Below are 24,853 nucleotides of genomic sequence, written 5' to 3' on the forward strand. Positions count from 1 at the left end.
TGGGCATCTTTGTATCAATTACTTAAGCTTAAAGACGCTCTTCTAGCCAAGTACGTACAGATTTAAGCGCTTCAGGTAGTGCTTCAACGTCAGTACCGCCCGCTTGAGCCATATCTGGGCGACCGCCGCCTTTACCGCCAACTTGCTCAGCAACCATCTTAACTAGGTCGCCCGCTTTTACTTTGCCGATAAGGTCTTTAGTTACACCAGCAATCAAGCCAACTTTACCGTCTGCTACGTTAGCGATCAGGATGATGCCGCTACCCACTTGGTTTTTAGCGTTATCAACCATAGTACGTAGGTTCTTGTTGTCTGCACCTTCGATAGCAGCAACCAGTACCTTAGTACCAGAGATCTCTTCTACTTTGCCCATGATGTTTGCACTTTCAGCTGCAGCCATCTTTTCTTTAAGTAGTTGGATTTCTTTCTCTAGAGACTTCGCTTTTTTAGCTGACTCAGCCAGTTTCTCTTCATAAGCGTTAGCTTGAGCTTCTACTGCATCTAGTGCAGCTTCACCCGTTACCGCTTCGATACGACGAATACCCGCTGCGATACCACCTTCAGAAGTGATCTTGAACAGGCCAATGTCACCAGTGTTGCTTGCGTGGATACCACCACAAAGCTCAGTAGAGAAATCGCCCATAGACAGAACGCGAACTTCATCATCGTACTTCTCGCCAAACAGTGCCATCGCACCTTTTTCTTTCGCTGACTCGATGTCCATGATGTTAGTTTCAATTGCATGGTTCTTACGAACTTGCGCGTTAACCAAACGCTCTACTTCTTTAAGTTGTTCTGGCGTTACCGCTTCAAGGTTAGAGAAGTCAAAACGTAGGTTGTCAGGCTTAACCAAAGAACCTTTTTGAGCCACGTGCTCACCAAGAACTTCGCGCAGTGCAGCGTGAAGTAAGTGAGTTGCAGAGTGGTTAAGTGAGATAGCTGCACGACGCTCAGCGTCTACTGTTGCTTCTACTTTATCGCCTTTCGCGAACACACCTTCAACTAGCTCACCGTGGTGTGCAAATGCGTTACCTAGCTTTTGAGTGTCTTCAACTTTGAAAAGACCAGACGCAGTTTTTAGCGTACCGGTATCACCACATTGACCGCCTGATTCCGCGTAGAATGGGGTTTCCTCAAGGATGATGATTGCTTTATCGCCCGCAGACAGAGAAGCAACCTCTTCGCCTTCAACGAACAGTGCAGAGATCTCACCAGCACCTTCTGTACCTGTGTAACCACAGAATTCAGTGTTGGTTTCCACTTTGATCGTCGCGTTGTAGTCAGTGCCGAATTGGCCCGCTTCACGTGCACGCTGACGCTGAACTTCCATCGCCTTCTCGAAGCCTTCTTCATCAATTGTGAAGTCACGCTCACGAGCTACGTCGTTAGTTAAATCAGCTGGGAAGCCGTAGGTATCGTAAAGTTTGAATACTGTTTCACCGTCTAGCTCTTTGCCTTCAAGTGCGTCTAGTGCTTCGTTCAGGATAACCATGCCGCGCTCTAGTGTGCGACCAAAGTTTTCTTCTTCGATACGAAGTACTTTTTCAACAAGCTCTTGTTGCTTCTTCAGCTCGTCTGCTGCAGAACCCATCACTTCAGCTAGTACACCCACAAGTTTGTGGAAGAATACGCCTTGTGCACCTAACTTGTTACCGTGACGAACTGCACGACGAATAATACGACGTAGAACGTAACCACGACCTTCGTTTGAAGGCATAACGCCATCAGCGATCAGGAATGAACAAGAACGGATGTGGTCAGCGATAACGCGTAGCGACTGGTTTGATAGGTCTTCGTAACCGATCGTTTCAGCCGTTGCTTTGATTAGCTTTTGGAATACATCGATTTCGTAGTTTGAGTGTACGCCTTGCATGATTGCAGAGATACGCTCAATACCCATACCTGTATCAACAGCAGGCTTAGGTAGCGGTTCCATTGTGCCGTCTGCGTGACGGTTGAACTGCATGAATACGTTGTTCCAGATCTCGATGAAACGGTCACCATCTTCTTCAGGAGTGCCTGGACGGCCGCCCCAAATGTGTTCACCGTGATCGTAGAAAATCTCAGTACATGGACCACAAGGACCTGTGTCACCCATTGTCCAGAAGTTGTCAGACTCGAACTGTTTACCGCCTTCTTTGTCGCCGATGCGAACGATACGGTCAGCAGGTACACCTACTTTCTTGTTCCAGATATCGAATGCTTCGTCATCTGTCTCGTATACCGTTACCAATAGACGATCTTTTGGAAGTTGTAGAGTTTCTGTTAGGAATTCCCAAGCAAACGCAATCGCGTCTTCTTTGAAGTAATCGCCAAAGCTGAAGTTACCAAGCATTTCAAAGAATGTGTGGTGACGAGCCGTGAAACCTACGTTTTCAAGGTCATTGTGTTTACCGCCAGCACGTACACAACGTTGAGCCGTAGTCGCTCGAGTGTAGGCACGCTTCTCGGCGCCTAAGAAACAATCTTTGAATTGGTTCATACCTGCGTTAGTGAATAGCAGGGTTGGATCGTTATGTGGAACTAACGATGAACTGTCTACGATTTGGTGTCCTTTGCTCTCAAAGAACTTAAGGAACGCGTTGCGAACCTCATCAGTGCTCATGTACATGCAGCTCTTCCTGAAAATAGTCGAGTTAGAATTTTGTCGTATTGTAGATCATGGTTAAGGCTTCGACTAGTTTTCTTGTAGAAAAGACGCCCTTGGATAGGATTTTAGTTGGAATTAGCGAAAATGAAGAATATTCCACTAGGTTGTAACTAGTGGATATCAAGAAAAACGGTAGAGTAGATGACTTGGGAAGACTAGCGCTTAGTACAGATATGATTGAACTCTTCGCTGTTATTAGCTGAGAACAGGTAAAGAAAATCACCATCCAATTCAATATCGTATTGAATCGTAAAACCCTTATACAGTGCCTGATTACGATTGATCATGTCATTCGGATGTTTATGTCTGAAGTTCACTTCATTAAACACCATCTCTAAATGGTTGTCTTGCAATGTGTATTTCCCGACAAACACAACCTCAGCCGTTTCGACTGCCCCGTGCTGATTCAGAGTTTGAATCCTATCGCTGACAAAAAAATCTTCGTCAGAACTAAACGAGTACAGCATAAATTCATTCAACTCAGAGTACCGCGCATACGATGGCGTAACAAAGCCCACATGGTTGAGGTTACACGCCCACTGGCTCCCTCTTAAAAAGATAGGTTGAATGAGTAATACAATTGTCAGAATCAATGCACCTAACGCTGAAATCATGACAAAAATTGCAGGCTTAGATTTTATCAATGCGTGACACCTTGTATCTTATTTAATTCTCTACTTACTTGCCTATCATCCACAGCAAGCATCGGAATTATAAGCGTAGACTGAAACCTGCTAAGGTTCAGCAAAATATTGTAATCCATAAAGTTTCGCGTAATTAACGGTGAAGCCTTGGTGCCCAAAATTCACCAAGGCCTCTAGCTATGATTAAGCTTTTAGAGCTTCAACAATAGCGTTGTAGTTTGGCTCTTCAGTCACTTCCGAAACCAGTTCGCTGTGCAACACTACATTGTTCGCATCTAGTAGAATAACGGCACGAGCTGACAAGCCAGATAGTGCATGCTCTTCAAACTGTGTACCGAATGCTTTTAATAGCTCTGGATTTTTGAATACCGATAGCTGCTCCACACCTTCCACACCTTCGCTCTCTTGGTAACGAGCAAGCGCAAATGGTAGATCGGTTGAAACCGTGTATACATCTACTGACTCTGATTTTAGCTCTGCTAGTTCAGAGATCACCTTAGTGCTGCTTGAACATACTGGTGTATCAACGCTTGGGAACAAGTAGATCAGTTTAAAATCAGCTTGTTTTTCTGAAATCGTTAGTGGTGCTAGCGATACCGATGTCATTGCTGGTGTAGTAAGTACTTCACCTTTTTGTGGGAAGTCACCTGCTAGTGCGATTTTATCGCCCATAAATGTCACTGTGTTCATGTTTATTCCTTTCAATGTAATTCTTAAAATGGCTGTTCTAGCTGACTGTGTTGCTATTATCTAAAGACATTCAAATCGAACATCTCTTATCTATATTTCATTCGTAATTTGCACCTGCGAAGTCAGTAAAAACGTTTATTAACCCTCAGGCGCAAATTCAACGCTTAGGCAGCTTCGATTACTTTTCGTATTTGATTGAGGATAGGAACCGCATCGTCGAAACCAACAGAAAGAGAGAAATCAATTTCTTGATCAATATGCTGCTGAGCAACCTTTAGTAAGGTCACCTTGTCAAAGCGTTCAAGGCTCTTCTCTTTATCGGCAAAAATCTTAGTAAGAGACTGAACAACATCCAGTTGAAAGGACTCTATGGAAGTGACGTCCTTATACTCTTGCAACAGCTGATTCACCGATTGAGAGTTTTTCTGTTTAATTTCTGGCATCCTAATTACCTTTAAAACAACGATTAGAAGTCAAGCTATCACCCAAGCTCGAGGCGGCATTACGTTAGCAACCAGCCATCGCTTCCACCACAAACCATTGCCAAACAAAAACATAACCACATAGCTAAATGTAATCTTTATATAACCAATGAGATTTTACAGTTACAGACAGCCCTCCTATGCTTAAAGTACCGCCCGCCAAAATGAACTTCATTTAAATTACTAAGCCCATGAATCAAATGCGTAATATCACCGATTCCGTCACTATTGATATTGAGATAAGGACACTGACTCACCATCCAGCGGATATCACGGTCAGCATGCGCCCTCTACCGTTCAAGGTTCTGTTGTACTTGTTAAAGCACCAAGATAGATGCGTTTCGCGAGAGGAGTTGTTTGAAGAGTGTTGGCAAGGTGTGTTGGTTACCGATCAGTCCCTAACCAACACCATTAGCTATATTCGAAAAGTATTCAAAAAATTAGACACTAACGAGCTAGAGCTCAAAACAATCAGTAAGCAAGGTTACTTATTGGTGATCTCACCAAAGCAACAAGATTTGCAGGTTGAAGAAGTTAAATCTATCGTTGAGGCGGAAGTGCAACTTGAATTGGCGGATGCAGACACGAGCATTGATGACAATAAGATAAGCCCAGATTTACAGCAACCAGTCAGTAATCAAAAAACGAAAACCAAGTTTCCTCGTCAATTTACGTTAAATTTATGTGCCCTGTGGTTTGGCATCATATTGGTCGCCTACTACTCCATTCATTACAACAAAGAGCAAGCGCCATTTTTAGATAAAGACAACTACCAGTCCTACCCGTTTGGTAGCGCCACGCTTTATGTTCATAACCAATCAAATACAATCACTGAGCCCGAAATGACCTCATACATCAACAACCTCGAGCTATCACAATGCAATGTAAAATGTATCTACATTCGCATCACTAATTCAGCTTTCCGAGACAACATCATTTCAATGTATGCTTTTGTTTTTACCAACAATCGAAAGAGTCAAAATATCTTCAAACAGAAGCTAGACGGCCTCAATATTTACCCATCCATTATTATTCCTTTACTGGAGTCCTTTTACTGCAAAGGCAAACCACAGCAATAAATGATCTTGTCGCTCAAGACATCAGTGGCTTAGCTTTGAGGAAGGTTGTAGATAGCGAACGCCGCAATGAGAAACAGAGAAAGTGCGATGAATGTGTCAGCCAATAAAAAAAAGCCTCGCATACAATGCGAGGCTTCAAGTTCTTAGCTAAGAGTAATGATTTAGATTAAAACTCTTCGTTCTCTTCTTCTTTTTCTACTTCTTTCTCATCAAGAACAGCAGGAGTCAGTAGTAGTTCACGAAGTTTAGTATCTAGCTCTAGAGCGATCTCTGGATTTTCACGTAGGAACTTACAAGAGTTCGATTTACCTTGACCGATCTTATCGCCTTTGTAGCTGTACCAAGCGCCGGCTTTATCAACTAGCTTGTTCTTAACACCTAGGTCAATCAGCTCACCTTCACGGTTAAAGCCTTGGCCGTATAAGATTTGAGTTTCAGCTTGTTTAAACGGTGCAGCAATCTTGTTCTTAACAACCTTGATGCGTGTTTCGTTACCAACGATCTCGTCACCTTCTTTGATAGAACCAGTACGACGAATATCAAGACGAACCGATGCGTAGAACTTAAGTGCGTTACCACCCGTTGTTGTTTCTGGGTTACCAAACATTACACCAATCTTCATACGGATTTGGTTAATGAAGATACACATACAGTTAGACTGCTTAAGGTTACCAGTCAGCTTACGCATTGCTTGAGAAAGCATACGAGCTTGAAGACCCATGTGGCTGTCGCCCATTTCGCCTTCGATTTCAGCTTTTGGTGTTAGTGCTGCTACTGAATCGACAACCAATACGTCAATAGCACCAGAACGCGCTAGAGCATCACAGATTTCTAGAGCTTGTTCACCAGTATCAGGTTGAGAAACAAGAAGTGCATCGATATCAACACCAAGCTTTTGAGCGTAAATAGGGTCTAGTGCGTGCTCAGCATCAACGAAAGCACAGGTTTTACCTACTTTTTGTGCTGCAGCGATCAGCTCAAGTGTTAGCGTTGTTTTACCTGAAGATTCTGGACCGTAGATTTCAACGATACGACCCATCGGTAGACCACCAGCACCTAGTGCGATATCTAGAGATAGAGAACCAGTAGAAATCGTTTCTACATCCATTGTACGGTTGTCACCAAGACGCATGATAGAGCCTTTACCAAATTGTTTTTCAATCTGACCAAGGGCTGCGGCTAACGCTTTTTGTTTATTCTCGTCCATTACTATCTCCAGGTAATCGGTTGTCGTGAAACAAGCGATTTAGAATCTATTTCTAACCCACATAGGGGTGACTAATTGGCTTTTATTATACTGTTGATTCATACAGTGTCTATACCTGTATGAAAATAATTTGTACAAATGTTACTTGTCTTCCATTGATAGGTAATCATAAATAACTTGCAGGGCATGGTGGGTGGCTTGTTGGCGTACTTGTGATCTGTCACCATCAAATACATGCGTTTCCACTTTATTCCAACCACTTAGCGCTTTCCAAGCAAAGCATACCGTACCAACGGGTTTCTCTTCAGAACCGCCGCCAGGGCCTGCAATACCACTAATTGACACAGCGACGGTTCCCTTCGAATGCTCTAGCGCACCTTCAGCCATTTCTATAACGACAGGTTCACTGACCGCACCAAATTCCACTAAGGTTTCTAGCTGCACGCCAATCATCTCTTGCTTTGCTTCATTGCTATAAGTGACAAAAGCGCGGTCAAACCAAGCAGAGCTGCCTGCTATATCCGTTACCGCACTTGCTACACCGCCACCAGTACAAGATTCGGCGGTTACCAACACCTGATTGTGCTCTGCAAGCAACAGTCCGAGTTTTTCACTAAGATCTTGAGTCATCTGCATTGTCAGCTTCCCTTTATTTACCATTAGAACATTTGGATGCGCATCTTTTCGCTTCAGCCGCTTTTCGCACGAAACGCTTTCACGTATCCTAAGCCGCAATAGAAATAAACGAAAGAAGTTAACTGTGAAAGCCGATCAAAAACATACTCCCATGATGCAGCAGTACCTAAAACTGAAGGCAGAAAACCCAGAAATTCTGCTGTTCTACCGCATGGGCGATTTCTACGAGCTTTTCTACGATGACGCAAAAAAAGCGTCTCAACTCCTCGATATTTCACTGACTAAACGCGGCTCTTCAAATGGTGAGCCAATCCCAATGGCCGGCGTCCCATACCATGCCGTTGAGGGGTACCTAGCTAAGTTAGTGCAACTCGGTGAATCCGTAGCAATTTGTGAACAGATTGGTAATCCAGCACTTTCAAAAGGCCCTGTCGAGCGAGCGGTAGTACGTATCGTGACACCAGGTACCGTAACCGATGAAGCACTGCTTTCTGAACGTGTCGACAACTTAATCGCCGCTATTTACCACCACAGCGGCAAGTTTGGTTACGCGACGTTAGACATTACCTCTGGCCGATTCCAACTGTGTGAACCTGAAACCGAAGAAGCAATGGCAGCAGAACTGCAGAGAACCTCTCCGCGTGAGTTGTTGTTCCCTGAAGATTTCGAACCCGTTGAATTAATGGCAAGCCGCACAGGTAATCGTCGTCGTCCAGTATGGGAATTTGAATTAGATACCGCTAAGCAGCAGTTGAACCAACAATTTGGCACTCGTGACCTTGTTGGTTTTGGTGTTGAAGGCGCGAAACTTGGCTTGTGCGCAGCCGGCTGCCTTATTCAATATGTAAAAGATACTCAACGTACTGCGCTTCCGCATATTCGTTCACTGACAATGGACAAGCAAGATCACTCGGTGATCCTCGATGCTGCGACTCGCCGTAACCTAGAGATCACGCAAAACCTTGGCGGTGGCACCGACAACACTCTTGCTGAAGTGCTAGATCACACTGCAACCGCAATGGGTAGTCGTATGCTTAAGCGTTGGTTACATCAACCAATGCGTAATATCTCGGCACTTAACCAACGCCTAGATGCGATTGGTGAGATGAAAGATTTGGCTCTATTCACTGAGCTGCAGCCAACACTGAAACAGATTGGTGATATTGAGCGTATTTTGGCTCGATTGGCACTTCGCTCGGCTCGCCCACGTGATATGGCGCGACTTCGTCAAGCGATGGAATACCTACCAGAACTTGCAGAAACGCTAACCCAGCTTAAGCACCCATACCTGACTCAACTTGCTCAGTATGCTTCTCCTTTAGATGAAGTATCAGAGCTACTAGAGCGCGCCATAAAAGAGAACCCACCTGTGGTTATCCGCGACGGTGGTGTGATCGCTGAAGGCTACAATACCGAACTAGACGAATGGCGTAACCTAGCTGCTGGTGCAACTGAATTCCTTGATCAATTGGAGCAAGAAGAGCGTGAGCGCCATGGCATCGACACACTTAAGGTTGGCTACAACAACGTACACGGTTTCTTCATTCAAGTAAGCCGCGGCCAAAGCCACCTTGTGCCGCCACACTATGTACGTCGTCAAACACTAAAGAACGCTGAGCGTTACATTATTCCTGAGCTAAAAGAGCACGAAGACAAAGTTCTAAACTCTAAGTCGAAAGCTCTGGCTATCGAGAAGCAGTTATGGGAAGAGCTGTTTGATTTGCTACTGCCACATTTAGAGCGACTACAAAACATCGCCTCTTCTGTGTCTCAGCTTGATGTCTTACAAAACTTAGCCGAGCGTGCAGACACGCTAGATTATTGTCGTCCAACCATGACTGAATCTGCTGGCGTCCAAATCCAAGCAGGCCGTCACCCTGTGGTTGAACAAGTGATGGATGAACCATTCATTGCTAACCCAATTGACCTTAACGACAAGCGTAAGATGCTGATCATCACAGGTCCAAACATGGGTGGTAAATCGACTTACATGCGTCAAACAGCACTTATCGCGCTAATGGCACATATTGGTTGTTATGTTCCAGCAGAGAGCGCAACCATTGGCTCTATCGACCGCATCTTTACTCGAATTGGTGCATCGGATGATCTAGCGTCTGGTCGTTCAACCTTCATGGTTGAGATGACAGAAACGGCTAACATTCTGCATAACGCGACGCCAAACAGCCTGGTACTGATGGATGAAATCGGTCGAGGTACCAGTACTTACGATGGTCTATCTCTAGCTTGGGCAAGTGCAGAGTGGTTAGCGAATCAAATCAATGCGATGACACTGTTTGCGACGCACTACTTTGAGCTAACCGAATTACCAAACCAGATTCCAACACTGGCCAACGTTCACTTAGACGCAGTAGAGCATGGTGACAGCATCGCCTTCATGCACGCAGTTCAAGAGGGTGCAGCAAGTAAGTCTTACGGCCTAGCAGTTGCAGGGTTAGCTGGTGTACCAAAAGCCGTGATCAAGAACGCTCGTGCGAAGCTGACACAACTTGAAGCGTTGAGCATTGAGTCTCCTACATCGAAGCCAAGCGGCGTTGATATTGCGAACCAACTGAGCCTTATCCCTGAGCCAAGTGAAGTAGAACAAGCATTAGCGAACGTTGATCCTGATGATCTGACGCCACGCCAAGCACTGGAAGAGTTGTACCGCTTGAAGAAACTGCTCTAATCAAAGGCAAGTATCTTTAACCCCGATAAAAACAAAAACGCTGACATTAAGTCAGCGTTTTTTTGATTCGATATCAGTGGATATCGTTTAGTCGTTTTCAACGTTGAACAGGTTTTCCATGTTCAAACCTTGCTTGATAAGGATCTCACGTAGACGACGAAGGCCTTCAACTTGGATTTGACGAACGCGTTCACGAGTCAGGCTGATTTCACGACCGACTTCTTCTAGCGTTGACGGTTCATAGCCTAGTAGGCCAAATCGACGTGCAAGCACCTCTTTCTGCTTAGGATTCAGCTCATCAAGCCAGAAGATCAGTGAGTTTTTGATATCGCTATCTTGAGTCGAAACCTCAGGATCTGAGTTGTTCACATCTGGAATAATGTCCAGTAGTGCTTTCTCACCATCACCACCAATTGGCGTATCTACCGAGCTCACTCTTTCGTTTAGACGAAGCATCTTACTTACGTCACCAACAGGTTTATCAAGCTTAGAAGCAATCTCTTCAGCTGTTGGTTCATGGTCAAGTTTCTGTGATAGTTCTCTTGCAGTACGCAGGTAGATGTTCAGCTCTTTCACAACATGAATTGGTAAACGGATAGTGCGAGTCTGATTCATCAAAGCACGCTCAATGGTCTGACGAATCCACCATGTCGCGTAGGTAGAAAAACGGAAGCCACGCTCTGGGTCAAACTTCTCTACGGCGCGAATCAAACCTAGGTTACCTTCTTCGATTAGATCAAGAAGTGCTAGACCACGGTTGCTATAACGACGAGAAATTTTAACGACCAAACGCAGGTTACTTTCGATCATGCGTTTGCGTGCTGCTTCATCACCGCGTAGAGCTCGACGTGCATATAGCACCTCTTCTTCTGCGGTTAGTAGTGGTGAGAAACCGATTTCGCCTAGATACAGTTGCGTCGCATCTAAACTCTTGGAAGTAACTTCTGTTTCTTCTTTAACTTCGGCTTTCTTAGTAGCAGTTCGCTTCTCTTGTTCAAGTGTTTCCGATTCCGTGGTTACTTGGTCAAGATCGAACTCTTCTTTGATTACTGCATTGCTTATACTCATAACGCCTCCCCCTGGCGAAATTAGCATGACATTACAACTTCATAATGTCGCTAAATGACTGTGTCACTTAATACAATACGTGATTAGTTCATATTGTATTTAAGGTAAATATCGTTTTGGATTGACGGATTTACCTTGGTAACGAATCTCAAAGTGCAGCCTAACACTGCTGGCTCCGGAGCTTCCCATTGTTGCAATCTTCTGCCCTGGTTTCACACTTTGCCCTTCAGATACTAATAGTCGGTCGTTATGCGCGTATGCACTTAAGTAATTATCATTATGCTTCACAATCACTAGATTGCCGTAGCCTCGTAATGCATTACCCGAATAAACAACCGTTCCCCCTGCAGTAGATACTATTGGCTGACCTCGCTGTCCTGCTATGTCTATGCCTTTATTTCCTTGTTCGCCTACAGAGAAATTCTTAATTACTCTCCCTTTAGTTGGCCATAACCATTTGGATACTTTATCACTTGTTGGTTTGGTGGACGGTGTGACATTCTGTTTACCTTTAGACCCAACATACTCCTTTGATTTGGATTGTTCAACCTTCTTTGGTGGATCTTTTTTCGCCACTTTGGCTGTAGTTTGAGCTGGCGCAGGTTTAGAGTTTTTGCTCTGTTGCGAGGTAGCTTTAGGTTTACTTGCAGTCGAGGCAGCGACAGGGGCGGCAACTGCTGCAGCTGCAACCGTTGTCTTACCATACGCTGGTGCATTATAGCTAGGACGCCACAACTTAAGCTTCTGCCCTGGGTGGATGGTATAAGGGGCTGCAAGTTTGTTATAGCTAATCAGATCTTGTACATCTTTATTGGTGACATACGCGATGAAATAAAGCGTATCGCCTTTTTTCACTTCGTAGTAACTGCCGCGATAGCTACCGCGATCAATCGATGAGTAGTTTTTACTTAGGCTTGAAACTGGCGCAGGCGAATTCGCTGCACACCCAACAAGTGCACAACTAAGCAGTAAGGAGCTTCCTTTTAACAACTTCGAACGCATCGACTCTCTATCCACCTACACCATAAGTCTTTTATTAAGCTAGCTCACCAGGAACCAGAGGTACAAATCGCACCATCTCGATGACACTCGATAAAAACTCATCACCATGACGCACGATCTTCAATAACTGTTGTTCGTCATCACCAACCGGAATCAATAGACGACCGCCATCTTTCAGCTGTTGCAAAAGAGCTTGAGGAATAGACTCTGCAGCAGCGGTTACGATGATCGCATCAAAAGGCCCTTTAGAGGACCAACCTTGCCAGCCATCACCATGTTTGGTTGAAATATTATAAAAATCGAGCTGCTTTAGCCGACGCTTAGCGTCCCATTGTAGCGACTTTATCCTTTCAACCGAATAAACATGATCGACAAGTTGAGCTAAAACAGCAGTTTGGTAGCCAGAACCAGTTCCGATTTCCAAAACTCGGCTATCTTGTTGCAGCTCAAGTAATTCTGTCATTTTAGCAACAATATACGGCTGTGAGATGGTCTGCCCTTGCCCGATAGGCAGTGCATTATTGTCGTAAGCCTGATGATACATAGCCTGAGACAAAAAACTCTCTCTTGGAAGTTGGTAAATCGCATCCAGTACCTTTTGGTCTCGGATGCCATTTTCAATCAGAAAAGTAATTAAGCGTTCTGCTTGTGGGTTACTCACTTACTTCTCTCCTAACCATGTTGTCATTGCGCCTAAAGACTCATGTGCTGTCAGATCGACCTGCAGTGGCGTTACCGACACAAAGCCATGCTCAATCGCATAGAAATCGGTACCTTCGCCCGCATCTTGCTCTTTACCTGGAGGACCAAGCCAATAAATATCATGACCACGCGGGTCTTTTTGCTTAATCATATCTTCAGCATGGTGACGTGCGCCAAGGCGAGTAACCTGAGTTCCCGATAGTTCTTCTAAAGAGAGATCCGGCACATTAACGTTTAACAGGCGGTTGGTTGGGATTGGTTTTGCTAAATGTTGTTCAACAATACGACGAGCAATCGCTGCCGCTGTCTTAAAATGTTTTTTACCAACCAGAGAAAATGCCACCGATTGAACACCTAGAAAGTGTCCTTCCATTGCTGCTGCGACTGTACCTGAGTACAACACGTCATCACCCAGGTTTGCACCATGGTTAATGCCCGTTAATACTAGGTCAGGCATATCATCCTTTAGCAGTTCATTTAATGCGAAATGCACACAATCGGTCGGTGTTCCCTGTACCGAATAGGTCTTTTCAGCAATCTCTTGAACACGTAAAGGCTGCTCTAAAGTTAATGAATTTGAAGCGCCTGAACGATTACGGTCAGGTGCCACAATGATAACTTCAGCAAGATCACGTAGTTCATCTGCTAGCTCATGAATACCTTGAGCATGCACACCATCATCGTTGCTGAGTAAAATCTTCATTCTGTATCCTTTCTTCATATTCCAATGCTAAGTGACTTAAATACCGATACTAAGTCACTTAGTGCCAAGCAGAATCATTACTGCTCGTAGCTTCTCTCTACGTGTACTTCTTCAACTAATTCACGAACGATAGCTGTCGCAAAGCAGCCAGCATCAAGAGAGAACTTCAGAGTGACATTATCTTCACTCACTTCCCACGTTAGATCAGTCGGTTTCAGAGACGCTTCACGGCGGTCATGGCGCATACGGTTACCACGAATCAGAGCCATCAGATCCGGTTCAGCATCAAGGTGTTTCTGCTCTAAAGCTTGAGACTCATCAGTCGTTGGTAAAGCGTTATCACCGGCCAAAGCAACCGTCACCAATGCAGTACCATTCGCAACATCTTGGCTTACAGCTTCAAGGTTGTCAGTCGTCACCGTCAGTTGAGCGCCATCTTTAACGACGATATCGCCAACCAATACCGATGCAAACACATCTTGTTCAATACGGTCAGACAGGATTAGGTTGTAAATCCATGAACGAGCAGCCGAAAGGTACAAGCTACGTTTGTTCTGATTACGAGTACGCACATTATCACGGCCCCAACGACGAGCTTCAGACAAGTTATTACCTTCGTTACCAAAACGCTGAGCACCAAAGTAGTTTGGTACCCCCACTTGAGCAACTTTTTCTAAACGCTTTACGACATCGTCGCAGTCTGTTACTTCAGACAAGGTCAACTCGAATTGGTTGCCAACTAAATCACCAGGACGCAATTTTTTGTTGTGTCGCGCTGTCGCAAGAATTTCGATGCTTGGGTACTGTGCTAAGAACGCTGAAAAGTCAGGCTCACCTTTAGGTAGGTGTACACTCAACCACTGCTCGGTCACTGCGTGACGGTCTTTCAAGCCAGCCCAGCTTACGTCTTTCGACTTAACGCCACAGGCTTTAGCCAACTCATTGGCTACGAAACTCGTGTTTTCACCTGTTTTACGAATGCGCACCATTAAGTGTTCGCCTTCACCCGTAAACTCAAAACCCAAGTCTTCGATAACGACAAAGTGTTCAGCTTTCGCTTTTAGTTTTGCTTTCGCAGTTGGTTTACCGTTTAGATAAGCCAATGAAGATAAAATATCTGACATGCTGTTCTTTTCGTGTTGGTGCTTATGCACTTTTGGTAATTAGGACCACCGCTTCACATGCGATGCCCTCTTTGCGACCCGTAAAGCCTAAACGCTCGGTTGTCGTTGCTTTTACGTTCACATTGCTGATGCTGGTTTCTAAATCTTGTGCAATGGCTTGGCACATAGAGTCTATATGAGGCGCCATTTTAGGCGCTTGCGCCATGATAGTAATATCGGCATTGCCAATCACATAGCCTTGCTCTTTTACTCGGCGGTACACGTCTTTCAATAGCGCACGGCTATCCGCGCCTTTCCACTCATCGTCAGTATCAGGGAAATGACGACCGATATCTCCCGCAGCGATCGCACCTAACAGCGCGTCACACAAGGCATGAAGGGCAACATCACCGTCTGAGTGTGCGATAAGACTTTGTTCATAGGGGATGCTCACACCACCAATAATTACCGGGCCTTCACCACCAAACTTATGTACATCAAAGCCATGGCCAATACGAATCATCATTATTCCTTATTCTGACTTAAATAGAACTCAGCGAGCGCTAAATCTTCAGGCTGAGTAATCTTAAAATTATCTGAACGCCCAGCGACTAAAGCGGGCGAGAAGCCTTTCCATTCAAAAGCAGAGGCTTCGTCGGTAATCGAAACGCCTTGTTGCAGCGCTTCACTCAATACATTCCACAGAGGTTCAGCTCTGAACATTTGTGGTGTGAGGGCGTGCCACAAATCGGCTCGCTCGACAGTATGAACAATTTGCCCTTGAGCGCCTCGCTTCATCGTATCTCGCACTGGGGCAGCTAAGATTGCCCCGACATTATGGCTCATCGCCGTCGAGATTAGCTTGTCGATATCACTTAGCTGAACGCAAGGCCTTGCTGCGTCATGTACCATCACCCAATCACCGAGCTGTTGCTTCTCGATATAATCTAAAGCAGAAAGAACGGAATCCGCTCTTTCACTTCCACCAGCAACTCGAGTCACTTGCGGATTCTGAGTAAGGGGTAGCTCTGGGTAGTATGGGTCATCATCACTGATTGCGACGACAATTTGAGAGACTTGTGGGTGAGCCAGTAGCTTCTCAACGGTATGCTCTAAAATCGTTTTACCATTGATCTTAAGATATTGCTTCGGACGGTCGGCCTTCATTCGGCTACCAACGCCCGCCGCAGGAACAACGGCAATCACGCTTTGAGGTTGAGTCAACATTAATGGGATTCCTCACCAATGATGCGATAAAACGTTTCGCCTTCTTTAACCATGCCAAGCTCATGACGTGCGCGTTCTTCTATCGCATCTAAGCCTTGGCGTAGGTCGTCGATTTCCGCAAACATTTCAGCGTTTCTAACTTTTAATTTTTCGTTAACTTGCTGCTGAACTTGGATTTCATTGTTCACACCGTAGTAATCAGAGATACCATTTTTACCGAGCCACAGTGTGTGTTGTAGCCAGCCAAACACTATGAGCAGTACTAAAGCAAAAATTCGCATAACACCTTTCGCCGGTTGAAAAAGAAGGAACTAGAATAAGGCACATATATACCATAATGAGCTTATTGGTGCGAGATATGTGGTGTCAGGGAATCAATAAGTCGAGGAATTATTGTCGTTAGGAACCAGTGATGAGATTCCCGACTCTCTCCTCCGTCGGTCTCGGGAATGACGGATAGTACGAAAAGCTTAAGAAGAAGACGTTTACGTTCCCAATGCCATAGTCTTTCGGCACTCCCAAAAGAAGAACCAATTAATACAAAACACTGCAACGAAAGAGCCATAGACAGAACATCTTTCCTCAGTCACGTCCCTCGTCATTCCCAAGAGGGAGGAACGACTGAGTTGGGAATCAATTGATGCAAATGCAAAATAAGAGATTCCCTACTTCTTCCTTCGTCAGTCTAGGGAGTGACGAATGATACAAACTACTGCAACCGAAAGAACCAAAGGCGAACGCCTTTCCTAAGTCACATGCCCCGTCATTCCCAAGAAGGAGGAACGACTGAGTTGGGAATCTATCGCGACAAACGCAAATAAGAGATTCCCTACTCCTTCCTTCGTCAGTCTAGGGAATGACGAACTGGATATGTAACAGGAAGAGCTTTAGAACCTAGAGCTTCTTCCCGCCACTTTCTACAGACAAAAAAATGCCCCGCATTAGCGAGGCATTCAAAGCTTAGATTAACAATTCCTTTGGTTTAAAAACCAGAGAGATTATTGACCTTTAACTTCTTTAAGACCGTTGAAAGGAGCTTTAGAACCTAGAGCTTCTTCGATACGGATTAGTTGGTTGTACTTAGCAACACGGTCAGAACGGCTCATAGAACCAGTCTTGATTTGACCTGCAGCAGTACCTACCGCTAGGTCAGCAATAGTTGCGTCTTCAGTTTCGCCAGAACGGTGAGAGATTACAGCTGTGTAACCTGCGTCTTTAGCCATCTTGATTGCAGCTAGAGTCTCAGTTAGAGAACCGATTTGGTTGAACTTGATAAGGATAGAGTTAGCTACGCCTTTCTCGATACCTTCAGCAAGAATCTTAGTGTTAGTAACGAATAGATCGTCACCTACTAGTTGAAGCTTGTCACCTAGTAGTTCAGTTTGGTGCTTGAAGCCAGCCCAATCAGACTCGTCTAGACCATCTTCGATAGAAACGATTGGGAATTGGTTAGCTAGCTCAGCTAGGTAGTGGTTGAACTCTTCAGAAGAGAAAGTCTTACCTTCGCCTTTCATGTTGTAGATGCCAGCTTCTTTGTCGAAGAACTCAGATGCAGCACAGTCCATAGCTAGAGTAACGTCTTTACCTAGTTCGTAACCAGCAGCTGCAACAGCTTCTGCGATAACTTCTAGAGCTTCAGCGTTAGACTTAAGGTTTGGAGCGAAACCACCTTCGTCACCAACTGCAGTGCTGTAGCCTTTAGACTTAAGAACTTTAGCTAGGTTGTGGAATACTTCAGCACCGATACGTAGACCTTCTTTAAGAGTCTTAGCACCAACTGGTTGGATCATGAACTCTTGGATGTCAACGTTGTTATCAGCGTGCTCACCACCGTTGATGATGTTCATCATTGGTAGAGGCATAGAGAACTGACCAGCAGTACCGTTTAGCTCAGCGATGTGCTCGTATAGAGGCATGCCTTTAGCTGCAGCAGCAGCTTTAGCGTTCGCTAGAGAAACAGCTAGGATAGCGTTCGCGCCGAACTGAGATTTGTTCTCAGTACCGTCAAGGTCGATCATGATTTGGTCAACGTCAGCTTGAGCTTTAGCGTCTTTACCAACTAGAGCTTCAGCGATTGGGCCGTTTACAGCTTCAATTGCTTTAAGAACACCTTTACCTAGGAAACGTGATTTGTCGCCGTCACGTAGCTCAAGAGCTTCGCGAGAACCAGTAGATGCGCCAGATGGAGCAGCAGCCATACCTACGAAACCGCCTTCTAGGTGTACTTCAGCTTCTACAGTTGGGTTACCACGTGAATCGATGATTTCACGACCTAGAACTTTAACGATCTTAGACATTGAATGTTTCCTTCTCGTTGAATATATAAATGTCAAATTTAAAGGTAGCAGCACAACTTACGCTGCTACCTGTATTCCTTTTACTTCTCTAACTCGCCGCGCTGGAACTCACCAGCCGCTTTAACGAAACCTGCAAACAATGGGTGACCATCGCGAGGTGTTGAAGTGAACTCTGGGTGGAATTGAGCTGCAACGAACCATGGGTGGTTCGGGTTCTCAATAACTTCAACCAGTTTCTTGTCCGCAGATAGACCCGATACTTTTAGGCCCGCTTTTTCGATTTGTGGACGAAGATTGTTGTTCACTTCGTAACGGTGACGGTGACGTTCATGGATCGTCGCGCTACCGTATAGTTCGTAAGCTTTCGTACCTTTCGCTAGGTGACAAAGCTGTGAACCTAGACGCATTGTGCCGCCTAGATCAGATGTCTCTGTACGCTCTTCAACTTTACCTTCGCCGTCTACCCACTCAGTGATTAGGCCAACAACTGGGTATTTAGTTTCAGAACAGAACTCAGAAGAGTGTGCGCCTTCCATTTTCGCAACATTACGAGCGTACTCGATAAGTGCTACTTGCATGCCTAGACAGATACCTAGGTACGGTACTTTGTTTTCACGTGCGTATTGAGCAGCAAGAATCTTACCTTCAACACCACGGTCACCGAAGCCACCAGGTACTAGAATTGCGTCTAGGCCTTCTAGAATTTCTACGCCACGAGACTCAACGTCTTGTGAATCTACGTATTTAATATTAACGCTTAGGCGGTTTTTCAAGCCTGCGTGTTTTAGCGCTTCATTTACTGATTTGTATGCGTCTGGTAGTTCAATGTACTTACCAACCATACCAATCGTCACTTCACCCGTTGGGTTAGCTTCTTCGTAAATTACTTGTTCCCATTCAGACAGATCTGCTTCTGGAGCTGTAATGCCGAAACGCTTACATACAAGATCATCAGTACCTTGAGCTTTAATAAGCTGAGGGATCTTGTAGATAGAGTCAACATCGCGCATAGAAATAACTGCATTTTCTTGCACATTACAGAACAGAGCAATTTTCTTACGCTCATTCGAAGGAATGTTGCGGTCAGAACGACAAACTAGGATGTCAGGCTGAATACCAATAGACAGTAGCTCTTTTACAGAGTGCTGAGTCGGCTTAGTTTTCACTTCGCCCGCAGCTGCTAGGTAAGGTACTAGCGTTAGGTGCATGAACATTGCGCGTTCACGACCTAGTTCTACTGCTAGCTGACGAATCGCTTCCATGAATGGTAGAGATTCGATATCACCAACCGTACCACCAACTTCAACGATCGCGATATCGTGGCCTTCAGCGCCAGAAATAACACGCTCTTTGATAGAGTTAGTGATGTGTGGGATAACCTGAATAGTTGCACCTAGGTAATCACCGCGACGCTCTTTTGCTAGTACGTCTGAGTAAACACGACCTGCAGTGAAGTTGTTACGCTTAGTCATCTTGGTGCGAATGAATCGCTCGTAGTGACCAAGGTCAAGGTCTGTTTCAGCGCCATCTTCCGTAACGAACACTTCACCGTGCTGAGTCGGGCTCATAGTGCCTGGATCAACGTTGATGTAAGGGTCAAGCTTCATCATAGTCACTTTAAGACCACGAGCTTCTAAAATAGCCGCAAGAGATGCTGCAGCAATACCTTTACCTAGAGAGGATACAACCCCGCCAGTAACAAAAATGTAATTTGTCGTCATGTTTAACCTGAAATTGGTTGAATGAGGGAAATGGACTACTTCTGGACGGGATGAAAATATACCAGAAGCCCCTTATCGCCACAACGTGAAATCTATCACACTGCTATTTTTTATTTTTTGCTTCAAATCAATTCATGATAAAAGCTTTGGTTATCTTTTCTCCGCTACTTTTACCTCATCCCACATGGAATCAAGCTGTTGTAGTGAAAAATCGGTCAAACTTTTATCTTGTTGACGCACTTTTTCTTCCACCCCTTTAAAGCGACGTGAAAACTTCAAGTTGGCCTTATTGAGCGCAGATTCAGGGTTTTTACCTAAATGTCGCACCAAATTCACCGTTGCAAACAGCAAATCACCCAACTCTTCTTCAACCAAATCTTCGTTTGGTGTCACTTGAAGCGCCTCTTCAAGCACTTCATCCACTTCCTCTCTTACCTTGTTGGCAACTGGGCCAATTGAGTCCCAATCGAAGCCATATTTCGCTACCTGCTTTTGAATCTTTGTAGCACGTGAAAGCGCAGGTAGAGAGTTTGGTATTGAGTCTAGAATACTTTCTTGAGTTTTGCCTGCTTGTGCCTTTTCTTTGGCTTTTTCAGCTTCCCAATTCGCATTGATTTCTTCGTCGCTAGCAAACTCGGCATCCGAGAACACATGAGGGTGACGGCGTGTTAGCTTCTCATTGATGCCATCAACCACATCAGAAAACTCAAACAGCCCCTGCTCTTTCGCCAACTGGCTGTAAAAAATCACCTGAAACAGTAGATCGCCAAGCTCTTCTTGCAGATTCGACCAGTCTTTGTTGTGGATCGCATCCACGACCTCATAGGTCTCTTCGATAGTATGCGGGACAATTGTTTCAAAATTTTGTTTTAAATCCCAAGGACAGCCACCTTCTGGATCGCGCAGCTTAGTCATGATCTGTTCAAGTTGTTCAATCGGGTGATTCATCGTTTTCTTCCTATTACTGTCTTTGAATTTTTAAATTTATAACGTCTTCTAAAACTAAAAAAGGTGAGCAGCCAAAACCACTCACCTTTATCTTTATTCGTCATCCCCAAGAGTGAAGAATGAGCGAGTTGGGGATCTCAAACCGCTTGGCGAGATTCCCTATCACGTTCGTCCATCACTGCAGGGAATGACGAGGGTGATACCAAATATCATCCTAATCTCTTGACGCTCATGACATCTTTGATCTGCTCGACTCGGCTTGTCACCCGACTCAGAATCTCAATATTCGTCACTTCCAAATCGAAATCCATTACCGATAGCTGACGCTTGTAATCGATGCGACTCTTCATTGTCGTCACGCTAATCTTCTCGTTCGAGAATAGTGAGGTGATGTCTTTTAACAAGCCATTGCGCTCTAGCGCTTCCACACGCAGCGTTAGGATGTAAGAACCGACAAAGCCATTGCCCCAAACGGTATCGATGATACGTTCTGGTGCGTGCAGGCTCAGTTCACTCAACTGTTCACAGTCGGCACGGTGAACCGAGATACCACGACCTTGAGTGATATAACCTTTAATCACATCACCAGGAATCGGCTGACAACAGCGTGCAAGATGCGTCATGAGGTTATCAACGCCTTCTACTACCACCGCGTCTTTCTTAGGACGACTCTGCTGTGCTGGCTTGCTTTCCGACTCAAGCAGCTTCTCTAGCGCTTTCTTGTCTTCTTCTTCCGCCGTTGGCTTATTCACTAACGCATTGATGTGATTAACCACTTGGTTAATACGCAAGTCGCCACTACCAATACCTGCATAGAGTTCGTCTGGCGTATTCACGTTAAAGCGTCTTAGTGCGTATTGGTCGGCATCTTTTAGGGTTGCGCCTACTTTCGCTAGCTCAACTTCCAGGATGTCACGACCCGCTTCTAGGTTTTTCTCACGGCTTTGTGCGCGGAACCAAGCGTTAATCTTAGCTCGAGCACGACCAGAGTGAACGAAACCTGTAGTTGGGTTTAGCCAGTCACGAGATGGGTTCGGCTCTTTCTGCGTGATGATCTCAACTTGGTCACCCATCGATAGTTTATGAGTGAACGGTACGATACGGCCTGCTACTTTGGCACCGATACAGCGGTGTCCGACCATCGAGTGGATGTGGTAAGCGAAGTCCAACGGGGTTGCACCCATTGGTAAGTCGACCACGTCACCACGTGGAGTAAATGCGTATACACGGTCATCGAAGACTTGACTACGTACTTCATCCAGCATTTCACCAGAGTCCGACATCTCTTCTTGCCAGTCGATAAGTTTACGCAACCAAGTGATTTTTTCATCGTAGCCGCTACGACCACCAGAAGAGCCTTCTTTGTACTTCCAGTGTGCCGCCACACCAAGCTCAGAATCTTCGTGCATCTGCTTCGTACGGATCTGAATCTCAATAGTCTTGCCTTCAGGACCAAGTACTACGGTATGAATCGACTGGTAACCATTTGGCTTAGGGTTCGCCACGTAGTCATCAAATTCGCTCGGTAGGTGTTTGTATTTGGTGTGTACCACCCCAAGGCCGGCGTAGCAGTCTTGCAGTTGATCAGCGATGATACGTACCGCTCGCACGTCAAAAAGCTCATCAAAGGCCAAGCCTTTCTTCTGCATTTTGCGCCAGATACTGTAGATGTGTTTTGGTCGACCGCTCACTTCAGCGTTGATGTTTGAACGCTGCATTTCTGCGGTTAAGTCATCAACGAAATCTGTGATGTATTGTTCACGAACGATACGGCGCTCAGACAGCTGTTTGGCAATTTGCTTATAAGTGTCTGGCTGCTGGTAGCGAAAGGCGTAATCTTCGATTTCCCACTTAAGTTGACCGATACCTAAACGGTTAGCCAGTGGTGCGTAAATGTTAGAACACTCTTTTGCTGCCGCTCGGCGCACAGCATCAGGAGCCTTTTTCACCTCGATGAGGTTACAGATTCGCTCCGCAAGTTTGATCACTACGCAGCGGAAATCGTCAACCATGGCCAATAGCATGCGTCGAACGTTATCAACCTGCCCCGAGGCAGCACTGCCTTCAAGGGTTACGTTTAGCTGGCCCAAGGCCGCCATTTCTTCAACGCCGTCAATCAGCTTAACAATTTCTTTGCCGTAGCTTTCTTCGAAGGCTTCGCGCTCAAAAACGCCACTTGATACCACTGGGAAGAGTTGTGCAGCGACTAATGTTGCACGATCCATCGACAGCGTAACCAAGATTTCAATCATCTCGCGCCCACGCCATAGCAAGAGTGATGCTTGCTCGTGATCTTTTAATAGCTCTTCACAGTGACGATAAACTTTATTCAGTTTATTCGAGGTTTTTGCGTCTTGCTTTAATGACGCAATCCAACTTTCTAGCTCAAACTGTTCGCTTGGGTTTAAATGTGCGCTTCGTACCGCAACCATCGTGCCTTCCTAGTTATTCTGTTTTATACCCAATTCAATATGACTAACTGGTTCCAAGTTAGTTCGACCATATTGATATCAGCGCAAGTGTCCCTGCGCCTTTGTCATTCATTTTTAAGCCTTATTTACGGGCCTTTAAGCCTTGATAAAGAGAGCCATCGATTCTAGATGGCTGGTGTGTGGGAACATATCCAACATACCAAGTTTGGCTAATTGGTAGCCTTGCTTTTCTAAGCTCTCTGAATCTCTAGCTAGAGTAGCAGGATTACACGAAACATAAACCACACGCTTCGCTCCTAATGCTGAAATTTGATCAACAACACCACTCGCTCCAGCACGAGCTGGGTCCAGTAAGATTTTATCAAATTTCTCTTTTGCCCAAGCTTGTGCCGATAGGTCTTCTTCAAGGTTCGCTTGGTAAAATTCGGTGTTGCTCAACTGGTTCAATTTAGCATTCGATGTGGCTTGCTGAACCATCTCATCGACACCTTCAACCCCAACCACAAATGCCGACTGTTGAGCGATAGGCAGACTGAAGTTACCTAAGCCACAAAACAGATCCAGTACTCGCTCGTCCGCTTTAGGTTCTAACCATTCAATCGCTTGGGCCACCATCTGATGATTGACCTTCTGGTTCACCTGAATGAAGTGGTTTGGCTCAAAAGGTAAGGTAACGCCTGTTTCGCTGTAACTAGGCGCATCACCAACCAGACGGACCAACTTGTCGGTCTCTGGCATTGAGTACAGTATCGCACCTTCTTCTTTCGCCAACGCAATCAATGATTGCTCATCTTTTTCAATCAAAGGCTTGAGGTGGCGTAGCACCATTACCGGGCCAGTATCACCCAATACCAATTCAACGTGTCCTAAAGACGTAAGGTTGCTGAAAGTGTTGAGTAAATTTTTCAGCTTTGGCAGCAATACATTTAGGCGAGGATCAAGCACGGCACAGTCTGTGATGTTTTCTATCTGCTTGCTCTGCTTCTTACGAAAACCGAACTGAAGCTTGTGCGTTTTCTTATCAACAAACAAGCTGATACGCGCACGACGACGGTAACCAGTTTCATCACCAACAATCGGTTGAGCCATCTCTGTCTCATCCGTCTTATATTGGTTCATCAAGTGCGTAAGAGATTGTGCCTTGTGTTCTACCTGAGATTGGTAACCAAGGTGCTGAAGATGACAACCGCCACACTGATTAAAGTGTTTACAAAAAGGCTTTAGACGTTGCTCGCTTGGCTTCAGCAATTTGATGAGTTTCGCGCGTGCAAACTTACTTTTACTCTCAGTAAGCTGAATAACCACCTGTTCACCAGGCAATGCGCCGTCAATGAAAACTGGTTTGTTTTTCTGATAAGCGATGCCAGCGCCATTGTGATCCATTCGTTCAACCAAAACCGATTGATGCTTGGTCTCGAGTTGAGTTTTCTTTTTTGGTTGGAAAAAACGTGCCATTGCTTGTGCCTAATGTATCTTTTAATAAGTAATTGGTATCCAGGACTCACTATTCTGTCTTGGAATCATTGTCGAACGTCACGGCTTTGATTAAGCTTACCGTTCACTTAACCGCCATTGT

The 24,853-nt window shown here is 45.2% G+C and carries 21 protein-coding genes; 2 read left to right on the forward strand and 19 right to left on the reverse strand.

Annotated elements, in window-relative coordinates; all coding sequences use genetic code 11:
- Positions 1-28 precede the first annotated feature (28 nt).
- The 4 genes from alaS to L1D55_RS02375 all read right to left on the reverse strand — a co-directional run bounded on the left by alaS (position 29) and on the right by L1D55_RS02375 (position 4,427).
- A complete protein-coding gene (gene alaS, locus L1D55_RS02360) occupies positions 29-2,611 on the reverse strand; it encodes an alanine--tRNA ligase (protein ID WP_128159430.1) in 2,583 nt (860 codons plus the stop codon).
- 194 nt (positions 2,612-2,805) lie between these two features.
- Positions 2,806-3,294 carry a hypothetical protein gene (locus tag L1D55_RS02365; RefSeq protein ID WP_239916393.1) on the reverse strand — a complete coding sequence of 163 codons (489 nt, stop codon included), beginning with the start codon at positions 3,292-3,294 and terminating at the stop codon, positions 2,806-2,808.
- A gap of 183 nt (positions 3,295-3,477) precedes the next feature.
- Entirely contained in the window at positions 3,478-3,984 is a 507-nt protein-coding gene (gene tpx / locus L1D55_RS02370; RefSeq protein WP_102423635.1) for a thiol peroxidase, read from the reverse strand.
- Between the two features lie 164 nt (positions 3,985-4,148).
- Positions 4,149-4,427 (reverse strand): hypothetical protein, encoded by a 279-nt coding sequence (locus L1D55_RS02375; RefSeq protein ID WP_239916394.1) that lies wholly within the window; start codon positions 4,425-4,427, stop codon positions 4,149-4,151.
- Positions 4,428-4,666: 239 nt separating this feature from the next.
- On the opposite strand from L1D55_RS02375, the gene L1D55_RS02380 reads away from it, so the two are divergent.
- Complete coding sequence (locus L1D55_RS02380) at positions 4,667-5,545, forward strand: winged helix-turn-helix domain-containing protein (RefSeq protein ID WP_239916395.1); 879 nt, start codon at positions 4,667-4,669, stop codon at positions 5,543-5,545.
- A 166-nt stretch (positions 5,546-5,711) separates the two neighbouring features.
- Here L1D55_RS02380 and recA read toward each other — a convergent pair whose 3' ends face one another.
- Together recA and pncC are read right to left on the reverse strand one after the other, a co-directional pair.
- Positions 5,712-6,752 (reverse strand): recombinase RecA, encoded by a 1,041-nt coding sequence (recA, locus tag L1D55_RS02385; protein ID WP_004739060.1) that lies wholly within the window; start codon positions 6,750-6,752, stop codon positions 5,712-5,714.
- 141 nt (positions 6,753-6,893) lie between these two features.
- Positions 6,894-7,388, reverse strand: a complete 495-nt coding sequence (gene pncC / locus L1D55_RS02390) for a nicotinamide-nucleotide amidase (RefSeq protein ID WP_239916396.1) — start codon at positions 7,386-7,388, stop codon at positions 6,894-6,896.
- A gap of 124 nt (positions 7,389-7,512) precedes the next feature.
- Between pncC and mutS the strand changes: the two genes are divergently transcribed.
- The gene (mutS, locus tag L1D55_RS02395; protein WP_239916397.1) at positions 7,513-10,074 is read left to right on the forward strand and encodes a DNA mismatch repair protein MutS; all 2,562 of its coding nucleotides are present in this window, start codon (positions 7,513-7,515) and stop codon (positions 10,072-10,074) included.
- An 87-nt stretch (positions 10,075-10,161) separates the two neighbouring features.
- Here the strand turns inward: mutS and rpoS are convergent, their stop codons facing one another.
- The 13 genes from rpoS to rlmD all read right to left on the reverse strand — a co-directional run bounded on the left by rpoS (position 10,162) and on the right by rlmD (position 24,732).
- Positions 10,162-11,142 carry an RNA polymerase sigma factor RpoS gene (rpoS, locus tag L1D55_RS02400; RefSeq protein WP_128159418.1) on the reverse strand — a complete coding sequence of 327 codons (981 nt, stop codon included), beginning with the start codon at positions 11,140-11,142 and terminating at the stop codon, positions 10,162-10,164.
- 99 nt (positions 11,143-11,241) lie between these two features.
- Complete coding sequence (gene nlpD, locus L1D55_RS02405; RefSeq protein WP_239916398.1) at positions 11,242-12,144, reverse strand: murein hydrolase activator NlpD; 903 nt, start codon at positions 12,142-12,144, stop codon at positions 11,242-11,244.
- Between the two features lie 34 nt (positions 12,145-12,178).
- Positions 12,179-12,805: a protein-L-isoaspartate(D-aspartate) O-methyltransferase gene (locus tag L1D55_RS02410; RefSeq protein ID WP_105025545.1), complete on the reverse strand. Its 627-nt coding sequence runs from the start codon at positions 12,803-12,805 to the stop codon at positions 12,179-12,181.
- Positions 12,806-13,549, reverse strand: a complete 744-nt coding sequence (surE, locus tag L1D55_RS02415) for a 5'/3'-nucleotidase SurE (RefSeq protein ID WP_239916399.1) — start codon at positions 13,547-13,549, stop codon at positions 12,806-12,808.
- Positions 13,550-13,626: 77 nt separating this feature from the next.
- Positions 13,627-14,673 (reverse strand): tRNA pseudouridine(13) synthase TruD, encoded by a 1,047-nt coding sequence (gene truD / locus L1D55_RS02420; protein WP_239916400.1) that lies wholly within the window; start codon positions 14,671-14,673, stop codon positions 13,627-13,629.
- Positions 14,674-14,695: 22 nt separating this feature from the next.
- Complete coding sequence (ispF, locus tag L1D55_RS02425) at positions 14,696-15,175, reverse strand: 2-C-methyl-D-erythritol 2,4-cyclodiphosphate synthase (protein ID WP_239916441.1); 480 nt, start codon at positions 15,173-15,175, stop codon at positions 14,696-14,698.
- Between the two features lie 2 nt (positions 15,176-15,177).
- The gene (gene ispD / locus L1D55_RS02430; protein WP_239916401.1) at positions 15,178-15,879 is read right to left on the reverse strand and encodes a 2-C-methyl-D-erythritol 4-phosphate cytidylyltransferase; all 702 of its coding nucleotides are present in this window, start codon (positions 15,877-15,879) and stop codon (positions 15,178-15,180) included.
- Positions 15,879-16,160 carry a cell division protein FtsB gene (gene ftsB / locus L1D55_RS02435; protein ID WP_004739050.1) on the reverse strand — a complete coding sequence of 94 codons (282 nt, stop codon included), beginning with the start codon at positions 16,158-16,160 and terminating at the stop codon, positions 15,879-15,881. Before ftsB ends, ispD begins: the two co-directional genes overlap by 1 nt.
- Positions 16,161-16,877: 717 nt before the next feature.
- On the reverse strand, positions 16,878-18,176 hold the full coding sequence (gene eno / locus L1D55_RS02440) for a phosphopyruvate hydratase (protein ID WP_137408051.1): 1,299 nt from the start codon (positions 18,174-18,176) through the stop codon (positions 16,878-16,880).
- Between the two features lie 80 nt (positions 18,177-18,256).
- Positions 18,257-19,897, reverse strand: a complete 1,641-nt coding sequence (locus L1D55_RS02445; protein WP_063524391.1) for a CTP synthase — start codon at positions 19,895-19,897, stop codon at positions 18,257-18,259.
- A gap of 150 nt (positions 19,898-20,047) precedes the next feature.
- Positions 20,048-20,845 carry a nucleoside triphosphate pyrophosphohydrolase gene (gene mazG / locus L1D55_RS02450; protein WP_239916402.1) on the reverse strand — a complete coding sequence of 266 codons (798 nt, stop codon included), beginning with the start codon at positions 20,843-20,845 and terminating at the stop codon, positions 20,048-20,050.
- 209 nt (positions 20,846-21,054) lie between these two features.
- Positions 21,055-23,277, reverse strand: coding sequence for a GTP diphosphokinase (gene relA, locus L1D55_RS02455; RefSeq protein ID WP_004739044.1), 2,223 nt, complete (start codon positions 23,275-23,277; stop codon positions 21,055-21,057).
- 135 nt (positions 23,278-23,412) lie between these two features.
- On the reverse strand, positions 23,413-24,732 hold the full coding sequence (gene rlmD / locus L1D55_RS02460; protein ID WP_239916403.1) for a 23S rRNA (uracil(1939)-C(5))-methyltransferase RlmD: 1,320 nt from the start codon (positions 24,730-24,732) through the stop codon (positions 23,413-23,415).
- Positions 24,733-24,853: the final 121 nt, after the last annotated feature.

Source organism: Vibrio sp. Isolate22, assembly GCF_022398115.1.
Classification (GTDB): Bacteria; Pseudomonadota; Gammaproteobacteria; order Enterobacterales; family Vibrionaceae; genus Vibrio.

Excerpts from the sequence above, each read along its gene's own strand:
- alaS (WP_128159430.1), bottom strand. The coding sequence starts at position 2,611 with ATGTACATGAGCACTGATGAGGTTCGCAACGCGTTCCTTAAGTTCTTT.
- surE (WP_239916399.1), bottom strand. The coding sequence starts at position 13,549 with ATGAAGATTTTACTCAGCAACGATGATGGTGTGCATGCTCAAGGTATT.
- L1D55_RS02445 (WP_063524391.1), bottom strand. The coding sequence starts at position 19,897 with ATGACGACAAATTACATTTTTGTTACTGGCGGGGTTGTATCCTCTCTA.
- pncC (WP_239916396.1), bottom strand. The coding sequence starts at position 7,388 with ATGCAGATGACTCAAGATCTTAGTGAAAAACTCGGACTGTTGCTTGCA.
- relA (WP_004739044.1), bottom strand. The coding sequence starts at position 23,277 with ATGGTTGCGGTACGAAGCGCACATTTAAACCCAAGCGAACAGTTTGAG.
- nlpD (WP_239916398.1), bottom strand. The coding sequence starts at position 12,144 with ATGCGTTCGAAGTTGTTAAAAGGAAGCTCCTTACTGCTTAGTTGTGCA.
- rpoS (WP_128159418.1), bottom strand. The coding sequence starts at position 11,142 with ATGAGTATAAGCAATGCAGTAATCAAAGAAGAGTTCGATCTTGACCAA.
- ispD (WP_239916401.1), bottom strand. The coding sequence starts at position 15,879 with ATGTTGACTCAACCTCAAAGCGTGATTGCCGTTGTTCCTGCGGCGGGC.
- ispF (WP_239916441.1), bottom strand. The coding sequence starts at position 15,175 with ATGATTCGTATTGGCCATGGCTTTGATGTACATAAGTTTGGTGGTGAA.
- eno (WP_137408051.1), bottom strand. The coding sequence starts at position 18,176 with ATGTCTAAGATCGTTAAAGTTCTAGGTCGTGAAATCATCGATTCACGT.
- recA (WP_004739060.1), bottom strand. The coding sequence starts at position 6,752 with ATGGACGAGAATAAACAAAAAGCGTTAGCCGCAGCCCTTGGTCAGATT.
- L1D55_RS02380 (WP_239916395.1), top strand. The coding sequence starts at position 4,667 with ATGCGTAATATCACCGATTCCGTCACTATTGATATTGAGATAAGGACA.
- truD (WP_239916400.1), bottom strand. The coding sequence starts at position 14,673 with ATGTCAGATATTTTATCTTCATTGGCTTATCTAAACGGTAAACCAACT.
- L1D55_RS02375 (WP_239916394.1), bottom strand. The coding sequence starts at position 4,427 with ATGCCAGAAATTAAACAGAAAAACTCTCAATCGGTGAATCAGCTGTTG.
- tpx (WP_102423635.1), bottom strand. The coding sequence starts at position 3,984 with ATGAACACAGTGACATTTATGGGCGATAAAATCGCACTAGCAGGTGAC.
- ftsB (WP_004739050.1), bottom strand. The coding sequence starts at position 16,160 with ATGCGAATTTTTGCTTTAGTACTGCTCATAGTGTTTGGCTGGCTACAA.
- rlmD (WP_239916403.1), bottom strand. The coding sequence starts at position 24,732 with ATGGCACGTTTTTTCCAACCAAAAAAGAAAACTCAACTCGAGACCAAG.
- mazG (WP_239916402.1), bottom strand. The coding sequence starts at position 20,845 with ATGAATCACCCGATTGAACAACTTGAACAGATCATGACTAAGCTGCGC.